The organism is Streptococcus oralis (genome assembly GCF_024399415.1).
GTDB classification, from domain to species: domain Bacteria; phylum Bacillota; class Bacilli; order Lactobacillales; family Streptococcaceae; genus Streptococcus; species Streptococcus oralis_CS.
Genome location: NZ_CP029257.1, coordinates 995,593 through 1,016,551, shown reverse-complemented (window position 1 = coordinate 1,016,551; position 20,959 = coordinate 995,593). Strand labels below are relative to the sequence as shown.

Sequence of the window (20,959 nt, the reverse complement as noted above, 5' to 3'; positions counted from 1 at the left end):
GAAACTTTGATAAACCAAACGAGGCAGAGATGAAATTACTTTATACTGATATTCGGACTTCTTTGACAGATATTTTAACCAGAGAGGCAGAAGAGCTAGTTGCTGCTGGCAAGCGGGTCTTCTACATCGCCCCCAACTCTCTTTCATTTGAAAAAGAACGCGCCGTGCTGGAATGCTTGTCCCAGCAGGCTTCTTTTGCGATTACCGTCACGCGTTTCACTCAAATGGCTCGTTACCTGGTTTTAAATGACTTGCCGACTAAAACTAGTCTAGATGACATCGGGCTTGGGATGGCTTTTTATAAGTGCCTTGCGGAACTCGATCCCAAGGACTTACGTGTTTATGGTGCAATTAAGCAGGATCCTCAATTTATCCAGCAGTTGATTGAACTTTATCATGAGATGACGACTGCTCAGATGAGCTTTTTGGACTTGGAAAGTCTGACAGATGAGGATAAGCGAGCAGATTTACTCTTGATTTTTGAGAAAGTAACAGCCTATCTCAATCAAGGTCAGTTGGCTCAGGGAAGTCAGTTATCTCATTTGATTGAGGCTATTGAGAATGACAAGGTAAGTAGTGATTTCAGTCAACTTGCCTTAGTCATTGACGGATTTACCCGTTTTTCTGCCGAGGAAGAGCGTGTAGTGGATCTACTCCACCGAAAAGGTGCCGAGATTGTCATTGGGGCCTATGCAAGCAAGAAAGCTTATACCAGTCCGTTTACTGAAGGAAATCTCTATCAAGCCAGTGTGGAATTTCTTCATCATTTGGGGGCAAAATACCAAACACCTGCTCAGGATCGTTCTCAGACACATGAGAAAATGGATAGTTTTGACAAGGCCTCTCGTTTGCTGGAGTCTTCTTATGACTTTTCAGAATTAACATTGGAGGTTGATGAGAAAGACCGTGAAAATCTGCAAATTTGGTCTTGTTTGATGCAAAAAGAGGAGTTGGAGCTGGTGGCTCGCGCTATTCGTCAGAAATTACATGACCATCCAGAATTAAGTTACAAGAATTTTCGTATTCTCTTGGGTGATGTGGCTTCTTACCAGTTATCGCTGAAAACCATTTTTGAGCAGTACCAGATTCCTTTCTATCTTGGTAGAAGTGAATCCATGGCCCATCATCCCTTAACCCAGTATGTCGAATCTATTTTGCGTTTGAAACGCTACCGTTTCCGTCAGGAGGATTTGATTAATCTCCTCCGAACTGGTCTGTATACTGACCTTAGCCAAGCGGATATTGATACTTTTGAGCAATATCTCCGCTATCTTGGCATCAATGGCTTGCCAGCTTTTCAGCAAACATTTACTAAATCCCACCATGGAAAATTTGATTTAGTTCATTTAAATACTCTTCGTTTGCGTATTTTGTCACCACTTGAAACCTTATTTGCCAGTCGGAAGCAAAAGACTGAAAATCTCTTGCAAAAGTGGAATACTTTTCTAAAAAATGCTGCTTTAAGCAAGCAGATGCAAGAATTGACAGCTACCATGGAAGCTCTTGAACAGGAAAGACAAGCCGAAGTTTGGAAAGCCTTCTGTCATGTTTTAGAACAATTTGCGACGGTTTTTGCTGGTTCACAAGTTAGTCTGGAGGATTTCCTAGCCTTGCTCCATTCTGGAATGAGTTTGTCCCAGTATCGCACCATTCCAGCAACTGTTGACACCGTTCTGGTGCAGAGTTACGATTTGATTGCGCCCTTAACGGCTGATTTTGTCTATGCCATTGGGCTGACTCAGGATCATTTACCAAAAATTGCGCAAAACACCAGCCTGTTAACAGACGAAGAAAGACAAAGCCTAAACCAAGCGACTGAAGAGGGAGCACAATTACTGATTGCAAGTAGTGAAAACCTCAAGAAAAATCGCTACACCATGCTTTCCTTAGTCAATGCTGCCCGTAATCAGTTGATTTTGTCAGCTCCAAGTCTCCTCAATGAAAATGAGAGCAAGGAATCGGCCTATCTTCAGGAACTGGTGAGTTTTGGATTTAGCCGAATAGAGAAGAAGATTCATCAAAAAAGTCTGTCTAAGGATGATATGGGTTCATATCACAGCCTTTTGTCTAGTCTGGTTGCCTATCATCAGCAGGGCGAGACAAGTAATACTGAGCAAGATTTGACCTTTGTCAAGGTTCTGGCGCGTGTGATGGGGAAAAAACTTGACCAAAAAGGTCTTACAAATCCAGCACTCCCAACTAGCCCAAGCAGCAAGCCATTAGAGAAAGAGACCTTGCAGGCTCTCTATCCCGCTGACAAAGAGTTTTACCTGTCTACGTCTGGTTTGACTGAGTTTTACCGCAATGAATACAGTTATTTCCTCCGTTATGTCTTAGGTTTGCAGGAAGAATTGCGGCTTCGTCCAGATGCTCGCAGTCACGGGAATTTCTTGCACCGCATTTTTGAGCATGCCTTGAAACTACCTGCTGAAAATCCATTTGACCAGCGTTTGGAGCAAGCTATTCAAGAAACTAGTCAAGAACGGGAATTTGAAGCCATTTATCAAGAAAGTTTGGAAGCCCAGTTTACCAAGGAAGTTCTACTTGATGTCGCGCGAACTACGGGCCATATCCTTCGGCATAATCCAGCCATTGAAACCATCCAAGAGGAAGCAGCATTTGGTGGTAAAGATCAAGCCTTTATTCAATTGGATAATGGTCGGAGTGTCCATGTGCGAGGCAAGGTTGACCGCATTGACCGCCTGAAAGCTGATGGAGCGTTAGGAGTGGTAGACTACAAGTCTAGTTTAACTCAGTTCCAGTTTCCTCATTTCTTTAATGGGCTTAATTCCCAGTTGCCAACCTATCTTGCTGCCTTAAAAAGAGAAGGGGAGCAGAACTTTTTTGGCGCTATGTACTTGGAAATGGCTGAACCTGTCCAATCTTTATTAGCTGTTAAAAGTCTGGCAGGAGCAGTAGCAGAAGTTAGCAAGTCTATGAAATACCAAGGTCTCTTTTTAGAAAAAGAAAGTAGTCATTTGGGAGAGTTTTATAACAAAAACAAGGCTAATCAGCTGACAGACGAGGAATTCCAGCTCTTACTGGATTACAATGCCCATCTGTACAAAAAGGCAGCTGAGAAGATTTTACAAGGCCAGTTTGCCATCAATCCATACACAGAGAATGGCAGAAGTATTGCCCCGTACGTTCAGCAACACCAAGCCATCACTGGATTTGAAGCCAATTATCACTTAGGACAAGCACGTTTCCTAGAGAAGTTGGACTTAGCTGATGGCAAGCGTCTGGTTGGAGAAAAGCTCAAGCAAGCTTGGTTTGAGAAAATGAGAGAGGAGTTGAATCGATGAAGCCCATTTCCTTTTTAACTGAGGAAGAGATTCAAAAATTGCAAGAAGCAGAAGCGAGTTCGAACAAGGAACAAAAGAAAACAGCCGAGCAAATCGAAGCCATTTATACCGCAGGGCAAAATATCCTTGTTTCAGCGTCTGCTGGTTCAGGGAAGACCTTTGTTATGGCAGAGCGTATTCTGGACCAATTAGCACGTGGCGTGGAAATCAGCCAACTCTTTATCTCGACCTTTACCGTCAAGGCTGCTACTGAACTCAAAGAGCGCTTGGAGAAAAAAATCAGCCAACAAATCCAAGAAACCGATGATGTTGATCTCAAACAACACTTGGGACGCCAGTTGGCAGATCTACCAAACGCTGCCATCGGAACCATGGACTCCTTCACGCAAAAATTCCTTGGCAAACATGGCTATCTGATTGATATCGCACCGAACTTCCGTATTTTGCAAAATGAAAGTGAACAGTTACTCTTAAAGAACGAAGTTTTTCATCAGGTTTTTGAAGAGCATTACCAAGGTGAAAATAAAGAGAAATTTAGTCGATTAGTGAAAAACTTTGCTGGACGTGGCAAGGATGAACGAGGTCTGCGCCAGCAAGTCTACAAAATCTATGATTTCCTTCAATCCACCAGCAGTCCCCAAAAATGGCTGAACGAGTCTTTCCTCAAAGGGTTTGAAGAAGCTGACTTTGCAAATGAAAAAGACAAACTAACTGAGCAAATCAAGCAGGCGCTTTGGGACTTGGAAAGTTTCTTCCGTTATCATCTGGATAACGATGCCAAGGAGTTTCCAAAAGCTGCCTATTTAGAAAATGTGCAGCTGGTTCTGGATGAAATTGGCTCCTTAAATCAAGAGTCCGATAGCCAGGCTTATCAAGCTGTGCTTGCGCGTATTATCGCCATCTCTAAGGAGAAAAATGGTCGATCTCTAGCTAACTCCAGTCGTAAGGCCGATTTGAAGCCACTGGCTGATGCCTACAACGAAGAGAGAAAGACCCAGTTTGCTAAACTAGGACAACTAGCGGACCAGATAACCATTCTCGACTACCAAGAACGTTATCATGAAGATACTTGGGAGCTAGCTAAAACTTTCCAAACCTTTATGAGTGATTTTGTGGAGGCTTATCGTGAACGCAAACACCAGGAAAATGCCTTTGAATTCGCTGATATTAGTCATTACACCATTGAGATTTTAGAGAATTTCCCACAAGTTCGCGAGACTTATCAAGAGAGATTCCATGAAGTCATGGTCGATGAGTATCAGGATACCAACCACATTCAAGAACGGATGCTGGAATTGCTGTCGAATGGTCACAATCGCTTTATGGTGGGAGATATCAAGCAGTCCATCTACCGTTTCCGTCAGGCAGATCCCCAGATTTTCAATGAAAAATTCCAACGCTATGCGCAAAATCCTCAAGAAGGAAAGCTGATTTTGCTCAAGGAAAATTTCCGTAGTAGTTCAGAAGTTCTGTCAGCAACCAATGATGTTTTTGGACGCCTTATGGACCAGGAGGTCGGCGAAATCAACTACGATAGCATGCACCAGCTTGTTTTTGCCAATACCAAACTAACTCCCAATCCAGAAAATAAGGCAGAATTTCTCCTCTACGACAAGAACGATAGTGGGCAAGAGGAAGAAGAAAGCCAAGCAGAAACGAAACTCACTGGGGAAATGCGCCTGGTCATCAAGGAAATCTTAAAGCTTCATCAGGAAAAAGGTGTTACCTTTAAAGAAATAGCCCTTTTGACTTCCAGCCGCAGTCGTAATGACCAGATTCTTCTTGCCCTGTCTGAGTACGGGATACCTGTCAAAACCGACGGTGAGCAAAACAATTATCTCCAATCCCTAGAAGTGCAAGTCATGCTGGATACGCTTCGTGTCATTCACAATCCCCTGCAAGACTATGCCTTAGTTGCTCTGATGAAGTCTCCAATGTTTGGTTTTGATGAGGACGAGTTGGCACGTTTATCCCTCCAGAAAGCAGAGAATAAAATCCAAGAAAATCTCTATGAGAAACTGGTCAATGCTCAAAAACTGGCAACAAGTCAGAAAAACTTGATTCATACAGCTCTAGCTGAAAAACTCAATCAATTCATGGATATTTTGGATTCTTGGCGCTTATATGCCAAAACCCACTCTCTCTATGACTTGATTTGGAAGATTTACAACGACCGTTTTTATTATGACTATGTTGGGGCTTTGCCAAACGGACCTGCTAGACAGGCCAATCTCTACGCCCTAGCTCTGCGAGCAGATCAGTTTGAAAAGAGTAATTTCAAGGGCTTGTCTCGTTTTATTCGTATGATTGATCAGGTTTTGGAAGCCCAGCATGATCTCGCAAGCGTAGCCGTCGCACCGCCTAAAGATGCCGTGGAACTTATGACCATTCACAAGAGCAAAGGACTGGAGTTTCCTTATGTCTTTATCCTCAATATGGATCAGGACTTCAACAAGCAAGACTCGATGTCAGAAGTTATTCTCAGTCGTCAAAATGGGCTTGGTGTCAAATACATTGCCAAAGTGGAAACAGGAGCAGTGGAAGCACACTATCCTAAAACCATCAAACTCTCTATTCCTAGCTTAACTTATACGCAGAATGAGAAAGAACTGCAACTGGCTAGCTATTCAGAGCAGATGCGTCTGCTATATGTTGCCATGACGCGAGCTGAGAAAAAACTCTATCTTGTCGGCAAGGGTTCTCGTGAAAAGCTAGAAGCCAAGGAATATCCAGCAGCAAACAATGGAAAATTAGATGGCAATACCAGACTGCAAGCAAGAAATTTCCAAGATTGGGTCTGGGCTATCAGTAAAGTATTTACCAAGGACAATCTCAACTTTAGCTATCGTTTTGTTGGTGAAGACCAGTTGACTAGAGAAGCTATCGGAGAATTGGAAAACAAGAGCCCTCTCCAAGATAGCTCTCAAGCAGACAATCGCCAGTCAGAAACTATCAAAGAAGCTTTGGAAATGCTAAAAGAAGTAGAAGTCTATAATACGCTTCACCGTGCAGCTATTGAACTCCCTAGTGTCCAAACTCCAAGCCAAATCAAGAAATTCTACGAACCAGTAATGGATATGGAAGGGGTACAAATTGCTAACCAAACCAAATCACCAGAGAAGCCAATCAGCTTTGATTTACCAGATTTTTCAACTAAAGAAAAGGTAACAGGAGCAGAAATTGGTAGTGCAACCCACGAACTCATGCAGAGAATGGACCTTGGTCAGCAACCAACACTTGCTAGCCTGAAAGATACTCTTAAACAAGTTCAAACTAGTCCAGCTGTTAGAGACAAGATCAATCTTTCTAAAATCCTAGCCTTCTTTGATACGTCACTCGGTCAAGAAATTCTCGCCAATACAAATCATCTCTATCGCGAGCAACCTTTCTCCATGCTCAAACGCGACCAAAAGAGTCAGGAAGACTTTGTTGTTCGTGGAATCTTGGATGGCTATCTTCTTTATAAGGATCGTATCGTTCTTTTCGACTACAAAACAGACCATTACGATGAACCAAGTCAACTCATAGACCGCTATCGTGGTCAGTTAGCCTTATACGGAGAAGCTTTATCACGAGCCTATTCGATTGAAAACATTGAAAAATACTTGATTTTGCTCGGCAAAGATGAGGTTCAAGTTGTAAAAGTATAACCTAGAAAGGAGACCTCATGACACTTCCAGTTAGAAAATCCCTGCACGATGCAGTTTTACAAGCTTCAAAAGCTGATACTTGGGATCAAGCTACCAAGGAATGGAATGAAGTTTCCTTGATTTTTAATGGTATTGGGCGTAGTAATTGTATCTGCGGAAATGCCATTAAATACGCCTACGAACTCTTTAACGGAGTTACAGGCCAACGTCTCTTTCCTATAGGAAGCGACTGTGTTCGTCATTTTCATCGATTATCCCTTGACCAGCAACTAGAAGAGGAAGAAAAACTACTCAGAAAAGTTGAAAACCTGACCAGGAAAGCTCAGAAAAAGGAAAAAATCAAGGTTAATAAAAGCGATTTTGACGAACGACTTCTAAAATGGTTTTGGGAGAAAGGTGTTTTCAAAGCCAATCGTGGCAATCATTTTGCGCCTGAGAGAGACTATCAGCTCTTCCTAGAGGTCTTTCAAGGCGGAAGTTGGACCAAGGCAGAGCCAAAGAAGAAGGCTCGTATGGAAGAAGTGCTGGAAAAGTGTATCAAACCTTCTCTACTTGGTAAGACCGATGAACAACTCTACCTTGTCAAACTAGGCAAGGAGAAAATCGACTACGAGCAGCATTTACGGATTCAGGCAGAGAAAGAACGCAAGAAAAGAGATAAAATCGCCAAGCAATACGCTGACAACCTCATTCTTGCTATGGGGCCTGCAGAACGAGCCTATCAAGATTACTTCGGCTTTACAGAAACCTTGACCCAAGAAGAACGAAAATGGGAAAAAATTCTCTTTGGTAAGAATAGAGACGAACGGGCTATCAAGGCTAAACAAAACCAAAAGGAGCTGGAAAAGGATCAGCGGATTGCAAATCAAGATCCTATTGAACGAAAGCAGAAGCAGACTTGGCTTCTTAATTCCTATTTTCGGGATTTACCTGATGAAAAATCCAGATTTTCTCGGCTCCTATTAGAATTTCGAAAAAGTGGAGAAGTACCTTTTTCAGATGATTACTTATCTGAGCATCTCATCGATTTTTTCTACAAGATGAAAGCCTTTGAGTTTGAAATTGCACCAGAACAAGTCCGCGATTTTCTAAAAGAATGCCTTCAGGCAGAACATCTATCATCTGCACAAGAAAGTTGGACTAGAGGGATTCTCCTCAATTGTCTTCATCCGTTTTTAGATAGGTTACTCATATAGAAAAAATCCTACCTTGTCTATGCATGGTAGGATTTAAGTATCACCAAATATGTACTGGTAAAGTTGGACGACTTTCTGAAAACACTGCGTGTCCATTCTTGTTATTTTTTGAGCATTACGCATCCGAAAATCAAAGGTATACAGTTGAAATGGATTGACAGCGCCATCTACCTTGTCCGACGAGACAGGAACGAGCAAGCCTTTTTCTGCCAAGCGTTGTTGGCCATGAGTGATAGGACAGACAGCTACAAAACCAGTTTGCAAGGCATATTCTCTCCTAGAAACTACCAAGGCAGGTCGCCGTTTCTGGATTTCTCGACCGACTGATGGATCAAAGTCCAGCCAAATGATATCCTGCTTTTCAGGAATATACTCAGATTTCGCTATCAAGTGACCTTACTCCTTCAAAATCATTTGTCATTCTCAAATCAGTAATCCCATCAAAAGGATCTTTCAGTTTTGGAGCTAAGACAATGACTCCGTCAATCCCTTTGTAGACGACCATTTCTTGACCTTCTGTCATCCCCAAATTTTTAGGAATGGTCACAGTGAGCGAATTCCCCACCTTCCGAGTCTTTACTGTATTCATTGCTCTACCTCCACGAATTAGTATACACTAAGTATATACCTGTTAGCAAAAAAAGTCAAGTAAATCCTGACTGGCATCAAGGATGTGTCGACCAATACTATTTGTCATTTATTGTGGTCAAAGCCTGTGCAAAAGTTCCTCATTTATGATAGAATAGATGGTAAGAAAGAAAACGTTTTAATCACGTTTTTTTTAGTCGGAAGGGGAAAATATTATGGCTACTATTCAATGGTTTCCGGGCCACATGTCTAAGGCTCGGCGGCAAGTTCAGGAGAATTTAAAATTTGTTGATTTTGTGACGATTTTGGTGGATGCTCGGCTACCTTTATCTAGTCAAAATCCTATGTTAACCAAGATTGTGGGTGATAAACCTAAACTCTTGATTTTGAACAAGGCTGACCTAGCAGACCCAGCAATGACCAAAGAATGGCGTCAGTATTTTGAATCACAGGGAATCCAAACTCTGGCTATCAACTCCAAAGAGCAAGTAACTGTAAAAGTTGTGACAGATGCGGCTAAAAAGCTCATGGCTGATAAGATTGCACGCCAGAAAGAACGCGGTATCAAGATCGAAACCTTGCGGACCATGATTATCGGAATTCCAAATGCTGGTAAGTCAACTCTCATGAATCGTTTGGCAGGGAAAAAGATTGCGGTGGTCGGCAATAAACCAGGTGTTACTAAGGGGCAACAGTGGCTCAAAACCAACAAAGACCTGGAAATATTAGACACGCCAGGTATTCTATGGCCTAAATTTGAAGACGAAACCGTTGCTTTGAAACTAGCCTTGACTGGAGCAATTAAAGATCAACTACTCCCAATGGATGAAGTGACCATTTTTGGTCTCAATTATTTCAAAAAACATTATCCAGAAAAGCTAGCTGAACGCTTCAAACAAATGAAGATAGAAGAAGAAGCACCTGTTATCATCATGGATATGACCCGTGCCCTTGGTTTCCGAGACGACTACGACCGCTTTTACAGCCTCTTCGTCAAGGAAGTCCGTGATGGAAAACTCGGTAACTACACCTTAGATACATTGGACGACATCGATGACGACGATTAAAGAAATCAAGGAACTTCTTGCTACTGTCAAAGAATTAGACAATCCCCTTTTTCTTGAACTGGAAAAGGATCCTCGTTCTGGAGTTCAAAAAGAAATCAACAAGCGTAAAAAATCCATTCAGGCTGAACTGGACGAAGACCTTCGCCTAGAAACTATGCTTTCCTATGAAAAAGAACTGTATAAGCAAGGATTGACCCTAATTGCAGGTGTTGACGAGGTCGGCCGTGGTCCTCTGGCTGGCCCTGTAGTTGCTGCAGCTGTTATTTTACCTAAAAATTGTAAGATTAAAGGCCTCAACGATAGTAAAAAAATCCCCAAAAAGAAACATCTGGAAATTTATCATGCTGTTCAAGACCAAGCCTTAGCAATCGGCATTGGTATCATGGATAATCAGGTCATCGACCAAGTCAATATCTATGAAGCTACCAAACTAGCCATGAAGGAAGCAATCTCCCAGCTCAGTCCGCAACCTGAGCACCTCTTGATAGATGCCATGAAACTGGAGTTACCAATTTCACAAACCTCCATTATCAAAGGAGATGCTAACTCCCTCTTAATCGCAGCAGCATCTATAGTAGCCAAGGTGACACGGGATGAATTGATGAAGGAATACGATCAGCAATATCCTGGCTATGATTTTACAGCTAATGCAGGCTATGGAACAGCTAAACATCTAGAAGGATTGGAAAAACTAGGTGTCACCCCAATTCACCGAACCAGTTTTGAACCAGTCAAAACACTGGTTTCAACCAAGAAAGATAAGTAAGAGGAAATGATTATGGAGGAACAGTCAGAAACACTTAGTTCCAAGAAAGAATTTGCCTTTGCCTCAAGCACCATATTATCCCAAGTTGGACGAGGAATCATTGTTGGTCTCGTCGTCGGGCTAATCGTCGGATCCTTTCGTTTCTTAATCGAAAAGGGATTCCACCTGATACAAGGACTTTATCAAGATCAAGCGCACCTAGTGCGCAATCTTTTTATCATTAGTCTATTTTATTTAATAGTTTGCTGGCTTAGTGCGAAACTAACTCGGTCAGAAAAAGATATCAAGGGTTCAGGAATTCCTCAAGTCGAAGCCGAGCTGAAGGGACTGATGAGCCTCAACTGGTGGAGTGTCCTCTGGAAAAAGTATATTCTAGGGATTCTTGCTATTGCAAGTGGCCTTATGCTAGGGCGTGAAGGACCAAGTATTCAACTTGGAGCGGTTGGTGGTAAAGGCATTGCGAAGTGGCTCAAATCTAGCCCAGTAGAGGAACGTTCCCTGATTGCCAGTGGAGCTGCTGCAGGCTTAGCTGCTGCCTTTAATGCTCCGATTGCTGGGTTGCTCTTTGTCGTAGAAGAAGTATATCACCATTTTTCCCGCTTTTTCTGGGTCTCAACACTAGCAGCTAGTCTCGTAGCAAACTTTGTTTCACTACTCATATTTGGCCTAACACCCGTACTGGATATGCCAGACAACATTCCTCTCATGAACCTAGACCAGTATTGGATATACCTCCTTATGGGAGTTTTTCTCGGGCTTTCTGGTTTTCTCTATGAGAAGGCTGTACTCAATGTTGGTCGAATTTATGACTGGATTGGTCAAAAAATCCATTTGGATAAAGCTTATTATCCAATCCTAGCCTTTATCCTTATCATACCAGTCGGGATTTTCTTGCCACAAATCCTTGGTGGTGGAAATCAGCTTGTTCTTTCCCTAACTGAGCAAGATTTTAGTTTCCAGGTTTTATTAGCTTACTTTTTGATTCGCTTTATTTGGAGCATGATTAGCTATGGAAGTGGCCTCCCAGGAGGAATTTTCCTTCCCATTCTGGCGCTTGGTTCCTTACTTGGTGCCCTAGTTGGTGTCATTTGTGTCAACCTTGGGCTTGTCAGTCAGGAGCAATTCCCTATATTTGTCATTCTGGGAATGAGTGGCTACTTTGGGGCAATTTCCAAGGCACCCTTAACTGCCATGATCCTCGTAACTGAGATGGTTGGGGATATTCGCAACCTCATGCCACTGGGCTTAGTGACCTTAGTCGCCTACATCGTCATGGATCTGCTCAAGGGAGCACCAGTCTATGAGGCCATGCTCGAAAAAATGCTACCAGAAGAAGCAACAGACGAAGGAGAAGTCACCCTCATAGAAATCCCTGTGTCTGACAAAATCGCTGGAAAACAGGTTCACGAGCTCAACTTGCCACATAACGTACTCATTACCACCCAAGTCCATAATGGCAAAAGCCAAACAGTTAACGGCTCAACTAGAATGTATCTTGGTGATATGATTCACCTGGTGATTCCAAAAAGTGAAATTGGAAAAGTCAAAGATTTGTTGTTATAAGTTCTGTTTACATAATTTATTTTACGTAAAATATTATTGAAAGGATTCTCAATGAAAAGAAATAAGGCAATTGCGGTATTTTTGCTGGGCACTTTTAGCCAAATAATATCAGCTTGTCTCCTTTTCTTTCTCTTGAATCATTTTTCTGTTCAGTCCAATCTATTATCTATTTTAGGAATCTTTCTAGGTGGCATTTCTTCAGCACTTTGGGGAATCATTGTTGCAAATCACTTTTTTCATATTCCTTTTAAGAAGATCGTTAACGATTTTTTGAACATTCATACCAGTTATAAACACTATTTATTATCTTTTTCCCTAATTATCCTTGATTTTTCTTTTCTAATGTTTGGTGGGAAAATGATAGAATTTAGCTGGTATCTCCCATTTTTGATGTTCTTCAAATTTATTGTCTTTGGTGGTATAGAAGAGATTGGATGGCGATATGTCTTTCAACAAATTTTACAAGAGAAGTTGCCATATTTTTACTCAACAATCCTAACCTTTTTCAGCTGGGCACTTTGGCATCTGTTGTTCTTTTACATAGATGGTTCCCTAGCAACACTGAAAACTCTACCGTTTTTATTTGGATTGCTTACGAATTCTTTCATACTCTCAGCTCTTTATATCAAAACAAAGAATCTCTGGATTTGCGTTATGACACATTCGATCATTAACGTCTTGTCTCAGCTAACCATAGATACTGATCAATACGAAACCTACCTGCTTAAAATCTTCATCATCTTGGTATCCTGCTATATGGTAATACATAAAAAAGATGAGTATAATCGGTATAAATAAAATTAATTATAAATCTTCAAAACCAAATCAAAAAAGATTTGGTTTTTTAAGAATTAGAAATCTAATTTTCAGTATATAGAATGATTTTTACCCCCTACTTTGTAAAGAATGATTAGAATATTGTATAATAAGAAAAAGGAGAAAAGTTTAAATGAATATTTCCAGCAATAAAAAAAGATATATAAGACTACTAATCATTTTGTTACTCGTAGCCATCACAGTAGGAGCTATTTTTATGTTTAGTATGTTAGAGAAATCCCAAGAAGAACGTCGAAATAGAGAATATGAAGTTAGTTTGGTATATGCCTTGAAGAATTCTTATCAAGGGATAGAAGAAATCGAAATTTCTAATCCAGAATACACAAGCCCTCCTGGTTCGTGGTCTTGTGATGTAGAAATCAAATTTAAACATGAAGAAAAAATTAAGTATAGTGTTGGATATTCTCTAGACACTGAAGAAATAACAGATACTTCATTGGAATGGGAAAATAGAGTAAAAGATCGACAATTTTTAAATGAAAACAAAGGTAAAACTGCTTCGAAAATTAGGGTAACTTATTCTAATAATGACGAAGGAGAGCAATAATGGCATTTAGTTATACTGATAAACAACTTAATGAATTAGATCAAGGGAAAAATGTATACAGTGTCAATGATGAATATGCTGAGAGGAATGGAAATAACAATGAGTGAAAACAGATTAAGAAAAAGCTATAAACCATTATTCATAGTTTTACTATTCGTATTCATCACATTAGGAGCTATTTTTATGTTTAGGTTGTTAGGAAAATCGCAAGAAGAACATCGGAATAGAGAGTATGAAGTTAGTTTGATGAATGCCTTAAAGAATTCCTATGAAGGGATTGAAGAGATTAAAATTTCTAATCCAGAATACACAAGCCCTCCTGGTTCGTGGTCTTGTGATGTAGAAATTAAATTTAAAGATGAAAGAACTCTTTCATATGGAATTAATCATCATTTAAACTATAAAACCAATTATGGTGGCCGTCAAGAAACAAACGAAGATTGGCAGTATTTAGAAACTCATAGAGGGAAAACTTTAAAGTCAGTGAGAATTACTTATTCTGATAGCGAGCAAGGAGAACTATGATGAATTTCCATTATACTGATGAATAATTTAAACCAAGATTATGCTGTTTATAGTGTGAACGAAAAGTCTTCAAGGAGAAAAAGGAGAAAAGCTTAAATGAATATTTCCAGCAATAAAAAAAGATATATAAGACTACTAATCGTTTTGTTACTCGTAGCCATCACAGCAGGAGCTATTTTTATGTTTAGGTTGTTAGGGAAGTCTCAAGAAGAGCGTCGAAATAGAGAATATGAAGTAAGTCTGGTTAATGCCTTAAAGAATTCATATGAAGGGATAGAAGAAATCAAAATTTCCAATCCAACATATACGAACCCTCCTGGTGACTGGTCTTGTAAGGTTGATATTTTGTTTGAAGATGGGGAAAAAATATTCTATGGAATTCCACATAACTTAGATGAGATAGAAACTTACAATGGTCGTATGACTTATGGACAGCGAGATTTTCTTAACCGAAGAAAAGGAATAACAACTAATACAGTTACGGTTACATACTCTAACAAAGAAAGAGGGGAACAGTAATGGTATTTAATTATACAGAAAAACAACTTAATGAATTAGATCAAGGGAAAAATGTATACAGTGTCAATGATGAATATGCTGAGAAAAAGAGGAAATGATAATGAGTAAAGATAGATTAAGAAAAAGCTATAAACCATTATTCATAGTTTTTCTACTCGCAACTATCACATTAGGAGGTGTTTTTATATTTAGTATGTTAGGAAAATCTCAAGAAGAGCGTCGAAATAGAGAGTATGAAGTAAGTCTAGTTAATGCTTTAAAAAATTCCTATGAAGGGATTGAGGAGATTAAAATTTCCAATCCAGAGTACACAAGTCCTCCTGGTTCGTGGTCTTGTGATGTCGAAATTAAATTTAAAGATGAAAGAACTCTTTCATATGGAATTAATCATCATTTAAACTATAAAACCAATTATGGTGGACGTCAAGAAACAAACGAAGATTGGCAGTATTTAGAAACTCATAAAGGGCAAACTTTAAAGTCAGTGAAAATTACTTATTCTGATAGTGAGCAAGGAGAACTATGATGAATTTCCAATATACTGATGAACACTTGAATAATTTAAACCAAGATTATGCTGTTTATAGTGTGAACGAAGAGTTTTCAAGTAGAAAAAAGACAAAACAGGTTGTAGAAAAGTCTAATATTGATCCTAAAAACGAAACTAACACTATAACCACCTCAGATGATCAAGAATCCCGTGTTGTTGCGACTAAGTCTCACCGAATATCGGGATTTGATGCAGTGTCTGTGACAATTGACTTGATTTTCTCTATTCTACTGTTATTTATCTTTAAATTATAGTAGAATAGAGAAAAGGAGAAAAGCTTAAATGAATATTTCCAGCAATAAAAAAAGATATATAAGACTACTAATCGTTTTGTTACTCGTAGCCATCACAACAGGAGGTGTTTTTGTGTTTAGTATGTTAGGGAAGTCTCAAGAAGAGCGTCGAAATAGAGAATATGAAGTAAGTCTGGTTAATGCTTTAAAGAATTCCTACCAAGGGATTAAGGAGATTAAGATTATGGATCCTTACTATAATGACAAACCGGGTTCGTGGTCTTGTGATATTTCAGTACAGTTCAATGATAGTCAAACTATTACTTATGGAATTAATCACAGATTAACCTATAAAGAAAACCATGATGGTCTTATGAAAGGAAATACTAATGAAGAAATTGATCAACAATGGTCTATACTTCAAAAACACATTGGTAAAACAGATTCTACAATATTAGTACGATATTCAAATGGTGAAACAGGAGAGCAATAATGGTATTTAATTATACTGATAATCAATTGAATAATTTAAACCAAGATTTTGCGGTCTATAGTGTTAATAAAGAATTTTCAGAACGCAATAAAAAGAAATTTGTGACAGATAATCCAAATAATAAAAACGAAACCAACACTATAACCACCTCCGATGGTCAAGAATTCCGTGTCGTTGCCACTAAGTCTGACATTGAAACAGGTTTTGATGGACTGGCAGTTGCACCTATTGTGAATGGCAAACCAGATTATAAAAATGTAGCTGTGATTGCTGCAGGAACGGACCCTGATAGTCCTGTGAATAAAAGTATGTTTGTTTCACGTGATGTCAATAGTGCCATAATTGCAAAAAAAATGTATTTATCACCACAATATAAGGTTGCAGATCAATTTGTTAAAGAAATTATGGATGATCCCAGATATGAAGTTAGTCAACTATCTGGCTATTCCCAAGGGTCTTATATGCTGAAAATAGGAGCTAAATACCACATACCTACAACTACATTTAATGCTTGGTTTAAATACGGTGCGCTCACACTGGAAGAAAAAGCATTTATTGAAAATAATCCAGCTATGTTTATTGATTACCGTAGAAAACATGATGACGTAGTACGTTGGAATGATTTCAATCACCCTGAATGGTATTCTGATATAACTGACTCTATGCCTAACACGATTCACTGGCTTGATGGTTCGAGTCATAAAATTGGTGACTGGGAGTTTGATCCTGTAACTGGTCAACTTGTAGATGGTAAAGGTGGGAAACCCTTAATCAGTGGCGTTTATCGAGCGTATGCCAACAGTCTCCGAGGAATGGCTCATTACAAGGACTTGAAGTCAAAATGGTCATCAGGTGGCATTAGTAGCTCTGAGGAAATATACCTAGATGCAGCTCAAGGTTCTATCTTATCATCATCTATGGCTACGGCAGCAAGAACTGGAGCTGATGAAGTGAGCGCCTTAGCCAAAAAAGCCAATCAAGAATTACAAGAAATTTGGTCAAAAATCGACTTTACGAGCTACACAGCATTAGCTCCCTATGAGGTTGAGGCCCTTTTTGCTAGTCAAGGCATCACTCAAGCACAGTTTATCGATACGTTTCAGTCAGAGACAAATCAAACAGCCACTAAGATGAATGCTTCCGCCAAAGCATTTGAAAATATGGATAAACAATTACAGGAAGTTATCGAAAAAACAGTAGCAACAGATAAGCAATTAGCCAAGGAGTTTCGACAATGGAAAGAAAAGATGTAAAATGGGAGGAAATTAGAGAAAAAGAGAGAGAACTGTATACTCTAGAAGAACGATATTATCGACAAAAGAAAGAACTTGATAAGAAAGCCCTTGATCTAGACGAACGAAATGCAAACTTAGAAAAACTAATTTCCGAAGAAGTTGATAAAATGTCTCATATTTTGAGAAAATTTGAGACAAGTGTTGATGATGTTAGAGACTACTTTACAGAAATAGAAAATTTGAGACACTTTTCGAATCAAGTATACAGAGATCATAGGGTTAAACTCGAAGATGAGAGAGAAAAATACGATAACGAGTTTCGTAAAAAAAGAAATGATTTAGACGAAGAATTTCACAGATTAAGGAGAGATTATGCAAGCACCAATGAATGAATACTACACGGATGAAGAATACCAATATGCACTGAAACAAATGTATCGAATGATGGAAAGAAACCGAATCATTACGGAAGCAAAGTTAGCGATAACAGCAAAAAATAAATTAAAAGATAACTTTAATAAAGCAGCAAAGAAAATTGCTACAGAAACCAAATCAACCATTACAAGCATAAACAGCCAGATGGACACTGCAATTCAAGGTAAAGTTCGCAAGAGTCTTGAAGAAAAGATTCCGAATATGTTGCTCAAGTATGATGAAATTTAATAAAGGGTTCAGGATAACTGGGGGAAAGTTAGACTTCTGTTTTAAGTTTCTTATAATATCTTTCCGAAAAACTATAATTTTCTTGAAAAATATGTAAGTCTATGCTATACTACTAGTAGACTTAATTATGGAGAAAATACATGAAACGTGAGATTTTACTAGAGCGAATCGACAAACTAAAACAAATCATGCCCTGGTATGTTCTGGAATACTACCAATCTAAGCTTGCTGTGCCCTACAGTTTTACAACCTTATACGAATACCTCAAGGAATACGATCGATTTTTCAGCTGGGTTTTGGAGTCTGGAATCTCAAATGCGGATAAAATGGTCGATATTCCTTTATCGGTCTTGGAAAATATGTCTAAAAAAGACATGGAGTCCTTTATTCTATATCTTCGTGAACGACCTTTGCTGAATGCTAATACAACTAAACAAGGTGTCTCTCAGACAACAATCAATCGCACTTTGTCAGCACTATCTAGTCTTTACAAGTATCTAACCGAGGAAGTCGAAAACGACCAGGGGGAGCCTTATTTCTATCGTAATGTAATGAAGAAAGTTTCAACCAAGAAAAAGAAAGAAACACTTGCTGCCAGAGCTGAAAACATCAAGCAAAAACTCTTTCTAGGTGATGAAACAGAAGGTTTTCTGACTTATATTGACCAAGAGTACCCACAACAACTCTCAAATCGTGCTCTCTCGTCATTCAATAAAAATAAAGAACGTGATTTAGCCATTATTGCCCTTCTCTTGGCGTCTGGTGTCCGCCTATCTGAAGCTGTTAATCTGGATCTAAGAGACCTTAATCTCAAAATGATGGTCATTGATGTCACTCGAAAAGGGGGCAAACGTGATTCTGTCAATGTCGCAGCCTTTGCCAAGTCTTACCTTGAAAATTATCTCGCCATTCGAAATCAACGCTATAAGACGGAAAAAACAGATACAGCGCTCTTTCTGACCTTATATCGTGGTGTTCCCAATCGTATCGATGCTTCCAGCGTCGAGAAAATGGTTGCTAAGTACTCTGAGGACTTCAAAGTCCGTGTAACTCCCCACAAACTACGGCATACCCTGGCAACTAGGCTCTATGATGCAACTAAATCACAGGTTTTGGTCAGCCATCAGCTAGGACACGCCAGTACACAAGTCACTGACCTCTATACCCATATTGTCAATGATGAACAAAAGAATGCTTTGGACAGTTTATAAGTGTTACATATTATAAATTATGTAAACCAATTATCGTTAAAAAACGAAAGATCAATTCCTTTTATCTTTCGTTTTTTAGTTATTTAAACTCAATCCAGTAGTTACGGTGTGGCTCTATAATTACTGGTTTATCCCAAAAGGCTTGCAGATAGGCTAGATTTGCTTGGCTTACAGGTTTTTTTGAATCATTGTACTGCTCAGCACTCTCTTTAGTTAGAAAACATTTTACTGCTTCATAAGAAGTTCCATCAGCTGATTCTCTTTCGATTCCCATATACGAAATTTCGTCACCATTTTTAAGATCGTCAGTTAACAGTTTACCAATAAAGAATACTGTCTTATCTTTCATAAATTCATAAGCCTTACTATGTTCTAGTCGGTTATTCGCTGCAGCATACATAATACAAAAACTATCAACAATATCTTTCAAAGGCATTAAGTCTTCTTTGTTTACTTTGATTTCATCGGGCAGAAGACCGCCAATTATAAGTTTTTGGAAATATGCTTGCTGGATTACATTATCTAAAGCCATTCCTAAAGGTATTTGAACAGCCTGGTATCCTAAAGGCTGAAGCTCTTTGTATTTCATATCATAATGTTCTTGTGTGATGCTTATATTTAAACTTTCAGTTTGATAAATTTCTTCATTTCTATAGAAAGCAACAACATTGCGGTCTAACTGTTCAAATAGATTAAGACTTTCTACTGGAATTTCTAACATTAATGAATAATTCCTTTTCATTTTTCATCTCTATTATAATCTAATCAGCATGATTATTAAGTTTAACCCTAATAAAAGAATCCATCATAAATGGATTCTTTTTCCTTACCCCACTACTGCTTCAGCGATTTCTTCACGACTAATACCAGCAAAGTAGCGTGTGATGTCAATAGTTTCTAGTGCTTTAAGGACATCTTCGCGTTCATATTTTACGCCACGAAGGACATCTTCTACAGCTGCAACGTCCTCGATACCAAAGAAATCACCGTAAATCTTGATATCTTGGATTTTTGATTCAATGACGTTGGCAAAAACTTCAACCTTACCACTAGTGAATTTTGTACCACGACGGACGTTAAATTCAGGTGATTTACCGTAGTTCCAGTCCCAAGTACCGAACTTGGTATCCTTGATACGATTGATTTCGGCTAATTCTTGCTCAGAAAAAACGTATTCAGTCATCTCTGGGTACTCTTTTTTCATGTATTCCAATAGCAAATCACGGAATTCTTCAACTGTGATTTTTTCTGGTAATTCATTGACAATATTGGTTACACGAGAACGGACGGATTTCACACCTTTTGATTCAAACTTATCTTTTGAAACCTTGAGGGCATTAGCAAGGACTGACAAATCAACGTCAAAGAGCAAGCAACCGTGGTGCATGATACGGCCATTGATATAGGCTTGGGCATTGCCACAGAATTTTTTGCCATCAATCTCAAGGTCATTACGGCCTGTGAACTCAGCTTTAACGCCTAGTTGAGCCAAGGTATTGATAACTGGAGTTGAGAAGCTCTTGAAGTCAAAGGCCTTGTTTTCATCTTCTTTTGAAATGATGGTGTAGTTGAGGTTGTTTAAATCGTGATAAACAGCTCCACCACCACTGATACGACGGACTACCTCAATACCATTTTCTCGAACATAATCACGGTTAATTTCTTCGATAGTGTTCTGGTGACGACCAACAATGATAGAAGGTTTGTTAATCCAAAGAAGGAAGATTTGATCCTCATCTAGTAAGTGTTTAAAGGCATATTCTTCCAAGGCGATATTAAAAGCAGTGTCGTTTGAATGATTGATAATGTATTTCATAGTATTTCCAAAAATTTAGTTTTTAAATTCTGTTCATAGCAATCAAATTTTCTAAAGTGGTAAAAAGAAATGTAACGTGTTATCGTTACATTTCTCGGAAAAATTGAGACAAGAGGCTCAATTTTTAGGCATGGAACTCTAATAGAGGTCGCTGCCGTCCGTACTACTTTAAGAAAATTTAGTTGAAAATCTTAT

Annotated in this window: 21 protein-coding genes; 17 read left to right on the top strand and 4 right to left on the bottom strand. The window is 39.1% G+C overall.

Features of this window, described 5'->3' with window-relative positions; all coding sequences use genetic code 11:
• Nucleotides 1–29 precede the first annotated feature (29 nt).
• From rexB to DG474_RS04975, 3 genes are read left to right on the top strand one after another with little or no spacing between them, the layout of a single operon-like run.
• Nucleotides 30–3,305 (top strand): ATP-dependent nuclease subunit B, encoded by a 3,276-nt coding sequence (rexB, locus tag DG474_RS04985; protein ID WP_200371432.1) that lies wholly within the window; start codon nt 30–32, stop codon nt 3,303–3,305.
• The gene (addA, locus tag DG474_RS04980; RefSeq protein ID WP_255777561.1) at nt 3,302–6,955 is read left to right on the top strand and encodes a helicase-exonuclease AddAB subunit AddA; all 3,654 of its coding nucleotides are present in this window, start codon (nt 3,302–3,304) and stop codon (nt 6,953–6,955) included. Before rexB ends, addA begins: the two co-directional genes overlap by 4 nt.
• A 17-nt stretch (nt 6,956–6,972) precedes the next feature.
• Nucleotides 6,973–8,151 (top strand): hypothetical protein, encoded by a 1,179-nt coding sequence (locus DG474_RS04975; RefSeq protein ID WP_255777560.1) that lies wholly within the window; start codon nt 6,973–6,975, stop codon nt 8,149–8,151.
• A gap of 33 nt (nt 8,152–8,184) precedes the next feature.
• On the opposite strand, the gene DG474_RS04970 is transcribed toward DG474_RS04975, so the two are convergent.
• Entirely contained in the window at nt 8,185–8,541 is a 357-nt protein-coding gene (locus DG474_RS04970; RefSeq protein ID WP_042902272.1) for a type II toxin-antitoxin system PemK/MazF family toxin, read from the bottom strand.
• Nucleotides 8,525–8,740: a type II toxin-antitoxin system PemI/MazE family antitoxin gene (gene mazE / locus DG474_RS04965; RefSeq protein ID WP_001098942.1), complete on the bottom strand. Its 216-nt coding sequence runs from the start codon at nt 8,738–8,740 to the stop codon at nt 8,525–8,527. Before mazE ends, DG474_RS04970 begins: the two co-directional genes overlap by 17 nt.
• A gap of 214 nt (nt 8,741–8,954) precedes the next feature.
• Here mazE and ylqF point away from each other — a divergent pair, with 214 nt between their 5' ends.
• The 14 genes from ylqF to xerS all read left to right on the top strand — a co-directional run bounded on the left by ylqF (nt 8,955) and on the right by xerS (nt 18,948).
• Nucleotides 8,955–9,806 carry a ribosome biogenesis GTPase YlqF gene (gene ylqF / locus DG474_RS04960; protein WP_000201310.1) on the top strand — a complete coding sequence of 284 codons (852 nt, stop codon included), beginning with the start codon at nt 8,955–8,957 and terminating at the stop codon, nt 9,804–9,806.
• Complete coding sequence (gene rnhB, locus DG474_RS04955; protein ID WP_049518701.1) at nt 9,793–10,572, top strand: ribonuclease HII; 780 nt, start codon at nt 9,793–9,795, stop codon at nt 10,570–10,572. The genes ylqF and rnhB overlap by 14 nt, the downstream gene beginning before the upstream one ends.
• A 12-nt stretch (nt 10,573–10,584) precedes the next feature.
• Nucleotides 10,585–12,135 carry a ClC family H(+)/Cl(-) exchange transporter gene (locus tag DG474_RS04950; RefSeq protein WP_255777559.1) on the top strand — a complete coding sequence of 517 codons (1,551 nt, stop codon included), beginning with the start codon at nt 10,585–10,587 and terminating at the stop codon, nt 12,133–12,135.
• Nucleotides 12,136–12,186: 51 nt separating this feature from the next.
• Nucleotides 12,187–12,933 carry a CPBP family intramembrane glutamic endopeptidase gene (locus tag DG474_RS04945; RefSeq protein WP_255777558.1) on the top strand — a complete coding sequence of 249 codons (747 nt, stop codon included), beginning with the start codon at nt 12,187–12,189 and terminating at the stop codon, nt 12,931–12,933.
• A gap of 151 nt (nt 12,934–13,084) precedes the next feature.
• Nucleotides 13,085–13,519, top strand: a complete 435-nt coding sequence (locus DG474_RS04940; RefSeq protein WP_255777557.1) for a hypothetical protein — start codon at nt 13,085–13,087, stop codon at nt 13,517–13,519.
• A 99-nt stretch (nt 13,520–13,618) separates the two neighbouring features.
• A complete protein-coding gene (locus DG474_RS04935; RefSeq protein WP_255777556.1) occupies nt 13,619–14,044 on the top strand; it encodes a hypothetical protein in 426 nt (141 codons plus the stop codon).
• 96 nt (nt 14,045–14,140) lie between these two features.
• The gene (locus DG474_RS04930) at nt 14,141–14,563 is read left to right on the top strand and encodes a hypothetical protein (protein WP_255777555.1); all 423 of its coding nucleotides are present in this window, start codon (nt 14,141–14,143) and stop codon (nt 14,561–14,563) included.
• Nucleotides 14,564–14,663: 100 nt separating this feature from the next.
• Complete coding sequence (locus DG474_RS04925; protein ID WP_255777554.1) at nt 14,664–15,089, top strand: hypothetical protein; 426 nt, start codon at nt 14,664–14,666, stop codon at nt 15,087–15,089.
• The gene (locus DG474_RS04920; RefSeq protein ID WP_050491205.1) at nt 15,089–15,367 is read left to right on the top strand and encodes a hypothetical protein; all 279 of its coding nucleotides are present in this window, start codon (nt 15,089–15,091) and stop codon (nt 15,365–15,367) included. The genes DG474_RS04925 and DG474_RS04920 overlap by 1 nt, the downstream gene beginning before the upstream one ends.
• A gap of 28 nt (nt 15,368–15,395) precedes the next feature.
• Complete coding sequence (locus tag DG474_RS04915) at nt 15,396–15,839, top strand: hypothetical protein (RefSeq protein WP_042902266.1); 444 nt, start codon at nt 15,396–15,398, stop codon at nt 15,837–15,839.
• Nucleotides 15,839–17,092 (top strand): hypothetical protein, encoded by a 1,254-nt coding sequence (locus tag DG474_RS04910; protein WP_255778951.1) that lies wholly within the window; start codon nt 15,839–15,841, stop codon nt 17,090–17,092. The genes DG474_RS04915 and DG474_RS04910 overlap by 1 nt, the downstream gene beginning before the upstream one ends.
• Nucleotides 17,074–17,466 (top strand): hypothetical protein, encoded by a 393-nt coding sequence (locus DG474_RS04905; protein WP_255778950.1) that lies wholly within the window; start codon nt 17,074–17,076, stop codon nt 17,464–17,466. The genes DG474_RS04910 and DG474_RS04905 overlap by 19 nt, the downstream gene beginning before the upstream one ends.
• On the top strand, nt 17,447–17,737 hold the full coding sequence (locus tag DG474_RS04900) for a hypothetical protein (RefSeq protein ID WP_001148766.1): 291 nt from the start codon (nt 17,447–17,449) through the stop codon (nt 17,735–17,737). The genes DG474_RS04905 and DG474_RS04900 overlap by 20 nt, the downstream gene beginning before the upstream one ends.
• A 140-nt stretch (nt 17,738–17,877) precedes the next feature.
• Nucleotides 17,878–18,948: a tyrosine recombinase XerS gene (gene xerS, locus DG474_RS04895; protein ID WP_000817865.1), complete on the top strand. Its 1,071-nt coding sequence runs from the start codon at nt 17,878–17,880 to the stop codon at nt 18,946–18,948.
• Nucleotides 18,949–19,027: 79 nt separating this feature from the next.
• Here xerS and DG474_RS04890 read toward each other — a convergent pair whose 3' ends face one another.
• Together DG474_RS04890 and lplA are read right to left on the bottom strand one after the other, a co-directional pair.
• Entirely contained in the window at nt 19,028–19,669 is a 642-nt protein-coding gene (locus DG474_RS04890; protein ID WP_255778949.1) for a hypothetical protein, read from the bottom strand.
• A gap of 105 nt (nt 19,670–19,774) precedes the next feature.
• Nucleotides 19,775–20,764: a lipoate--protein ligase gene (gene lplA / locus DG474_RS04885; RefSeq protein ID WP_255778948.1), complete on the bottom strand. Its 990-nt coding sequence runs from the start codon at nt 20,762–20,764 to the stop codon at nt 19,775–19,777.
• Nucleotides 20,765–20,959 lie beyond the last annotated feature (195 nt).

Bases quoted from the DNA above. Each gene is read 5' to 3' on its own strand.
- rexB (WP_200371432.1), top strand. From the start codon at position 30: ATGAAATTACTTTATACTGATATTCGGACTTCTTTGACAGATATTTTA.
- addA (WP_255777561.1), top strand. From the start codon at position 3,302: ATGAAGCCCATTTCCTTTTTAACTGAGGAAGAGATTCAAAAATTGCAA.
- DG474_RS04975 (WP_255777560.1), top strand. From the start codon at position 6,973: ATGACACTTCCAGTTAGAAAATCCCTGCACGATGCAGTTTTACAAGCT.
- mazE (WP_001098942.1), bottom strand. From the start codon at position 8,740: ATGAATACAGTAAAGACTCGGAAGGTGGGGAATTCGCTCACTGTGACC.
- ylqF (WP_000201310.1), top strand. From the start codon at position 8,955: ATGGCTACTATTCAATGGTTTCCGGGCCACATGTCTAAGGCTCGGCGG.
- rnhB (WP_049518701.1), top strand. From the start codon at position 9,793: ATGACGACGATTAAAGAAATCAAGGAACTTCTTGCTACTGTCAAAGAA.
- DG474_RS04950 (WP_255777559.1), top strand. From the start codon at position 10,585: ATGGAGGAACAGTCAGAAACACTTAGTTCCAAGAAAGAATTTGCCTTT.
- DG474_RS04945 (WP_255777558.1), top strand. From the start codon at position 12,187: ATGAAAAGAAATAAGGCAATTGCGGTATTTTTGCTGGGCACTTTTAGC.
- DG474_RS04940 (WP_255777557.1), top strand. From the start codon at position 13,085: ATGAATATTTCCAGCAATAAAAAAAGATATATAAGACTACTAATCATT.
- DG474_RS04935 (WP_255777556.1), top strand. From the start codon at position 13,619: ATGAGTGAAAACAGATTAAGAAAAAGCTATAAACCATTATTCATAGTT.
- DG474_RS04930 (WP_255777555.1), top strand. From the start codon at position 14,141: ATGAATATTTCCAGCAATAAAAAAAGATATATAAGACTACTAATCGTT.
- DG474_RS04925 (WP_255777554.1), top strand. From the start codon at position 14,664: ATGAGTAAAGATAGATTAAGAAAAAGCTATAAACCATTATTCATAGTT.
- DG474_RS04920 (WP_050491205.1), top strand. From the start codon at position 15,089: ATGAATTTCCAATATACTGATGAACACTTGAATAATTTAAACCAAGAT.
- DG474_RS04915 (WP_042902266.1), top strand. From the start codon at position 15,396: ATGAATATTTCCAGCAATAAAAAAAGATATATAAGACTACTAATCGTT.
- DG474_RS04910 (WP_255778951.1), top strand. From the start codon at position 15,839: ATGGTATTTAATTATACTGATAATCAATTGAATAATTTAAACCAAGAT.
- DG474_RS04905 (WP_255778950.1), top strand. From the start codon at position 17,074: ATGGAAAGAAAAGATGTAAAATGGGAGGAAATTAGAGAAAAAGAGAGA.
- DG474_RS04900 (WP_001148766.1), top strand. From the start codon at position 17,447: ATGCAAGCACCAATGAATGAATACTACACGGATGAAGAATACCAATAT.
- xerS (WP_000817865.1), top strand. From the start codon at position 17,878: ATGAAACGTGAGATTTTACTAGAGCGAATCGACAAACTAAAACAAATC.
- DG474_RS04890 (WP_255778949.1), bottom strand. From the start codon at position 19,669: ATGTTAGAAATTCCAGTAGAAAGTCTTAATCTATTTGAACAGTTAGAC.
- lplA (WP_255778948.1), bottom strand. From the start codon at position 20,764: ATGAAATACATTATCAATCATTCAAACGACACTGCTTTTAATATCGCC.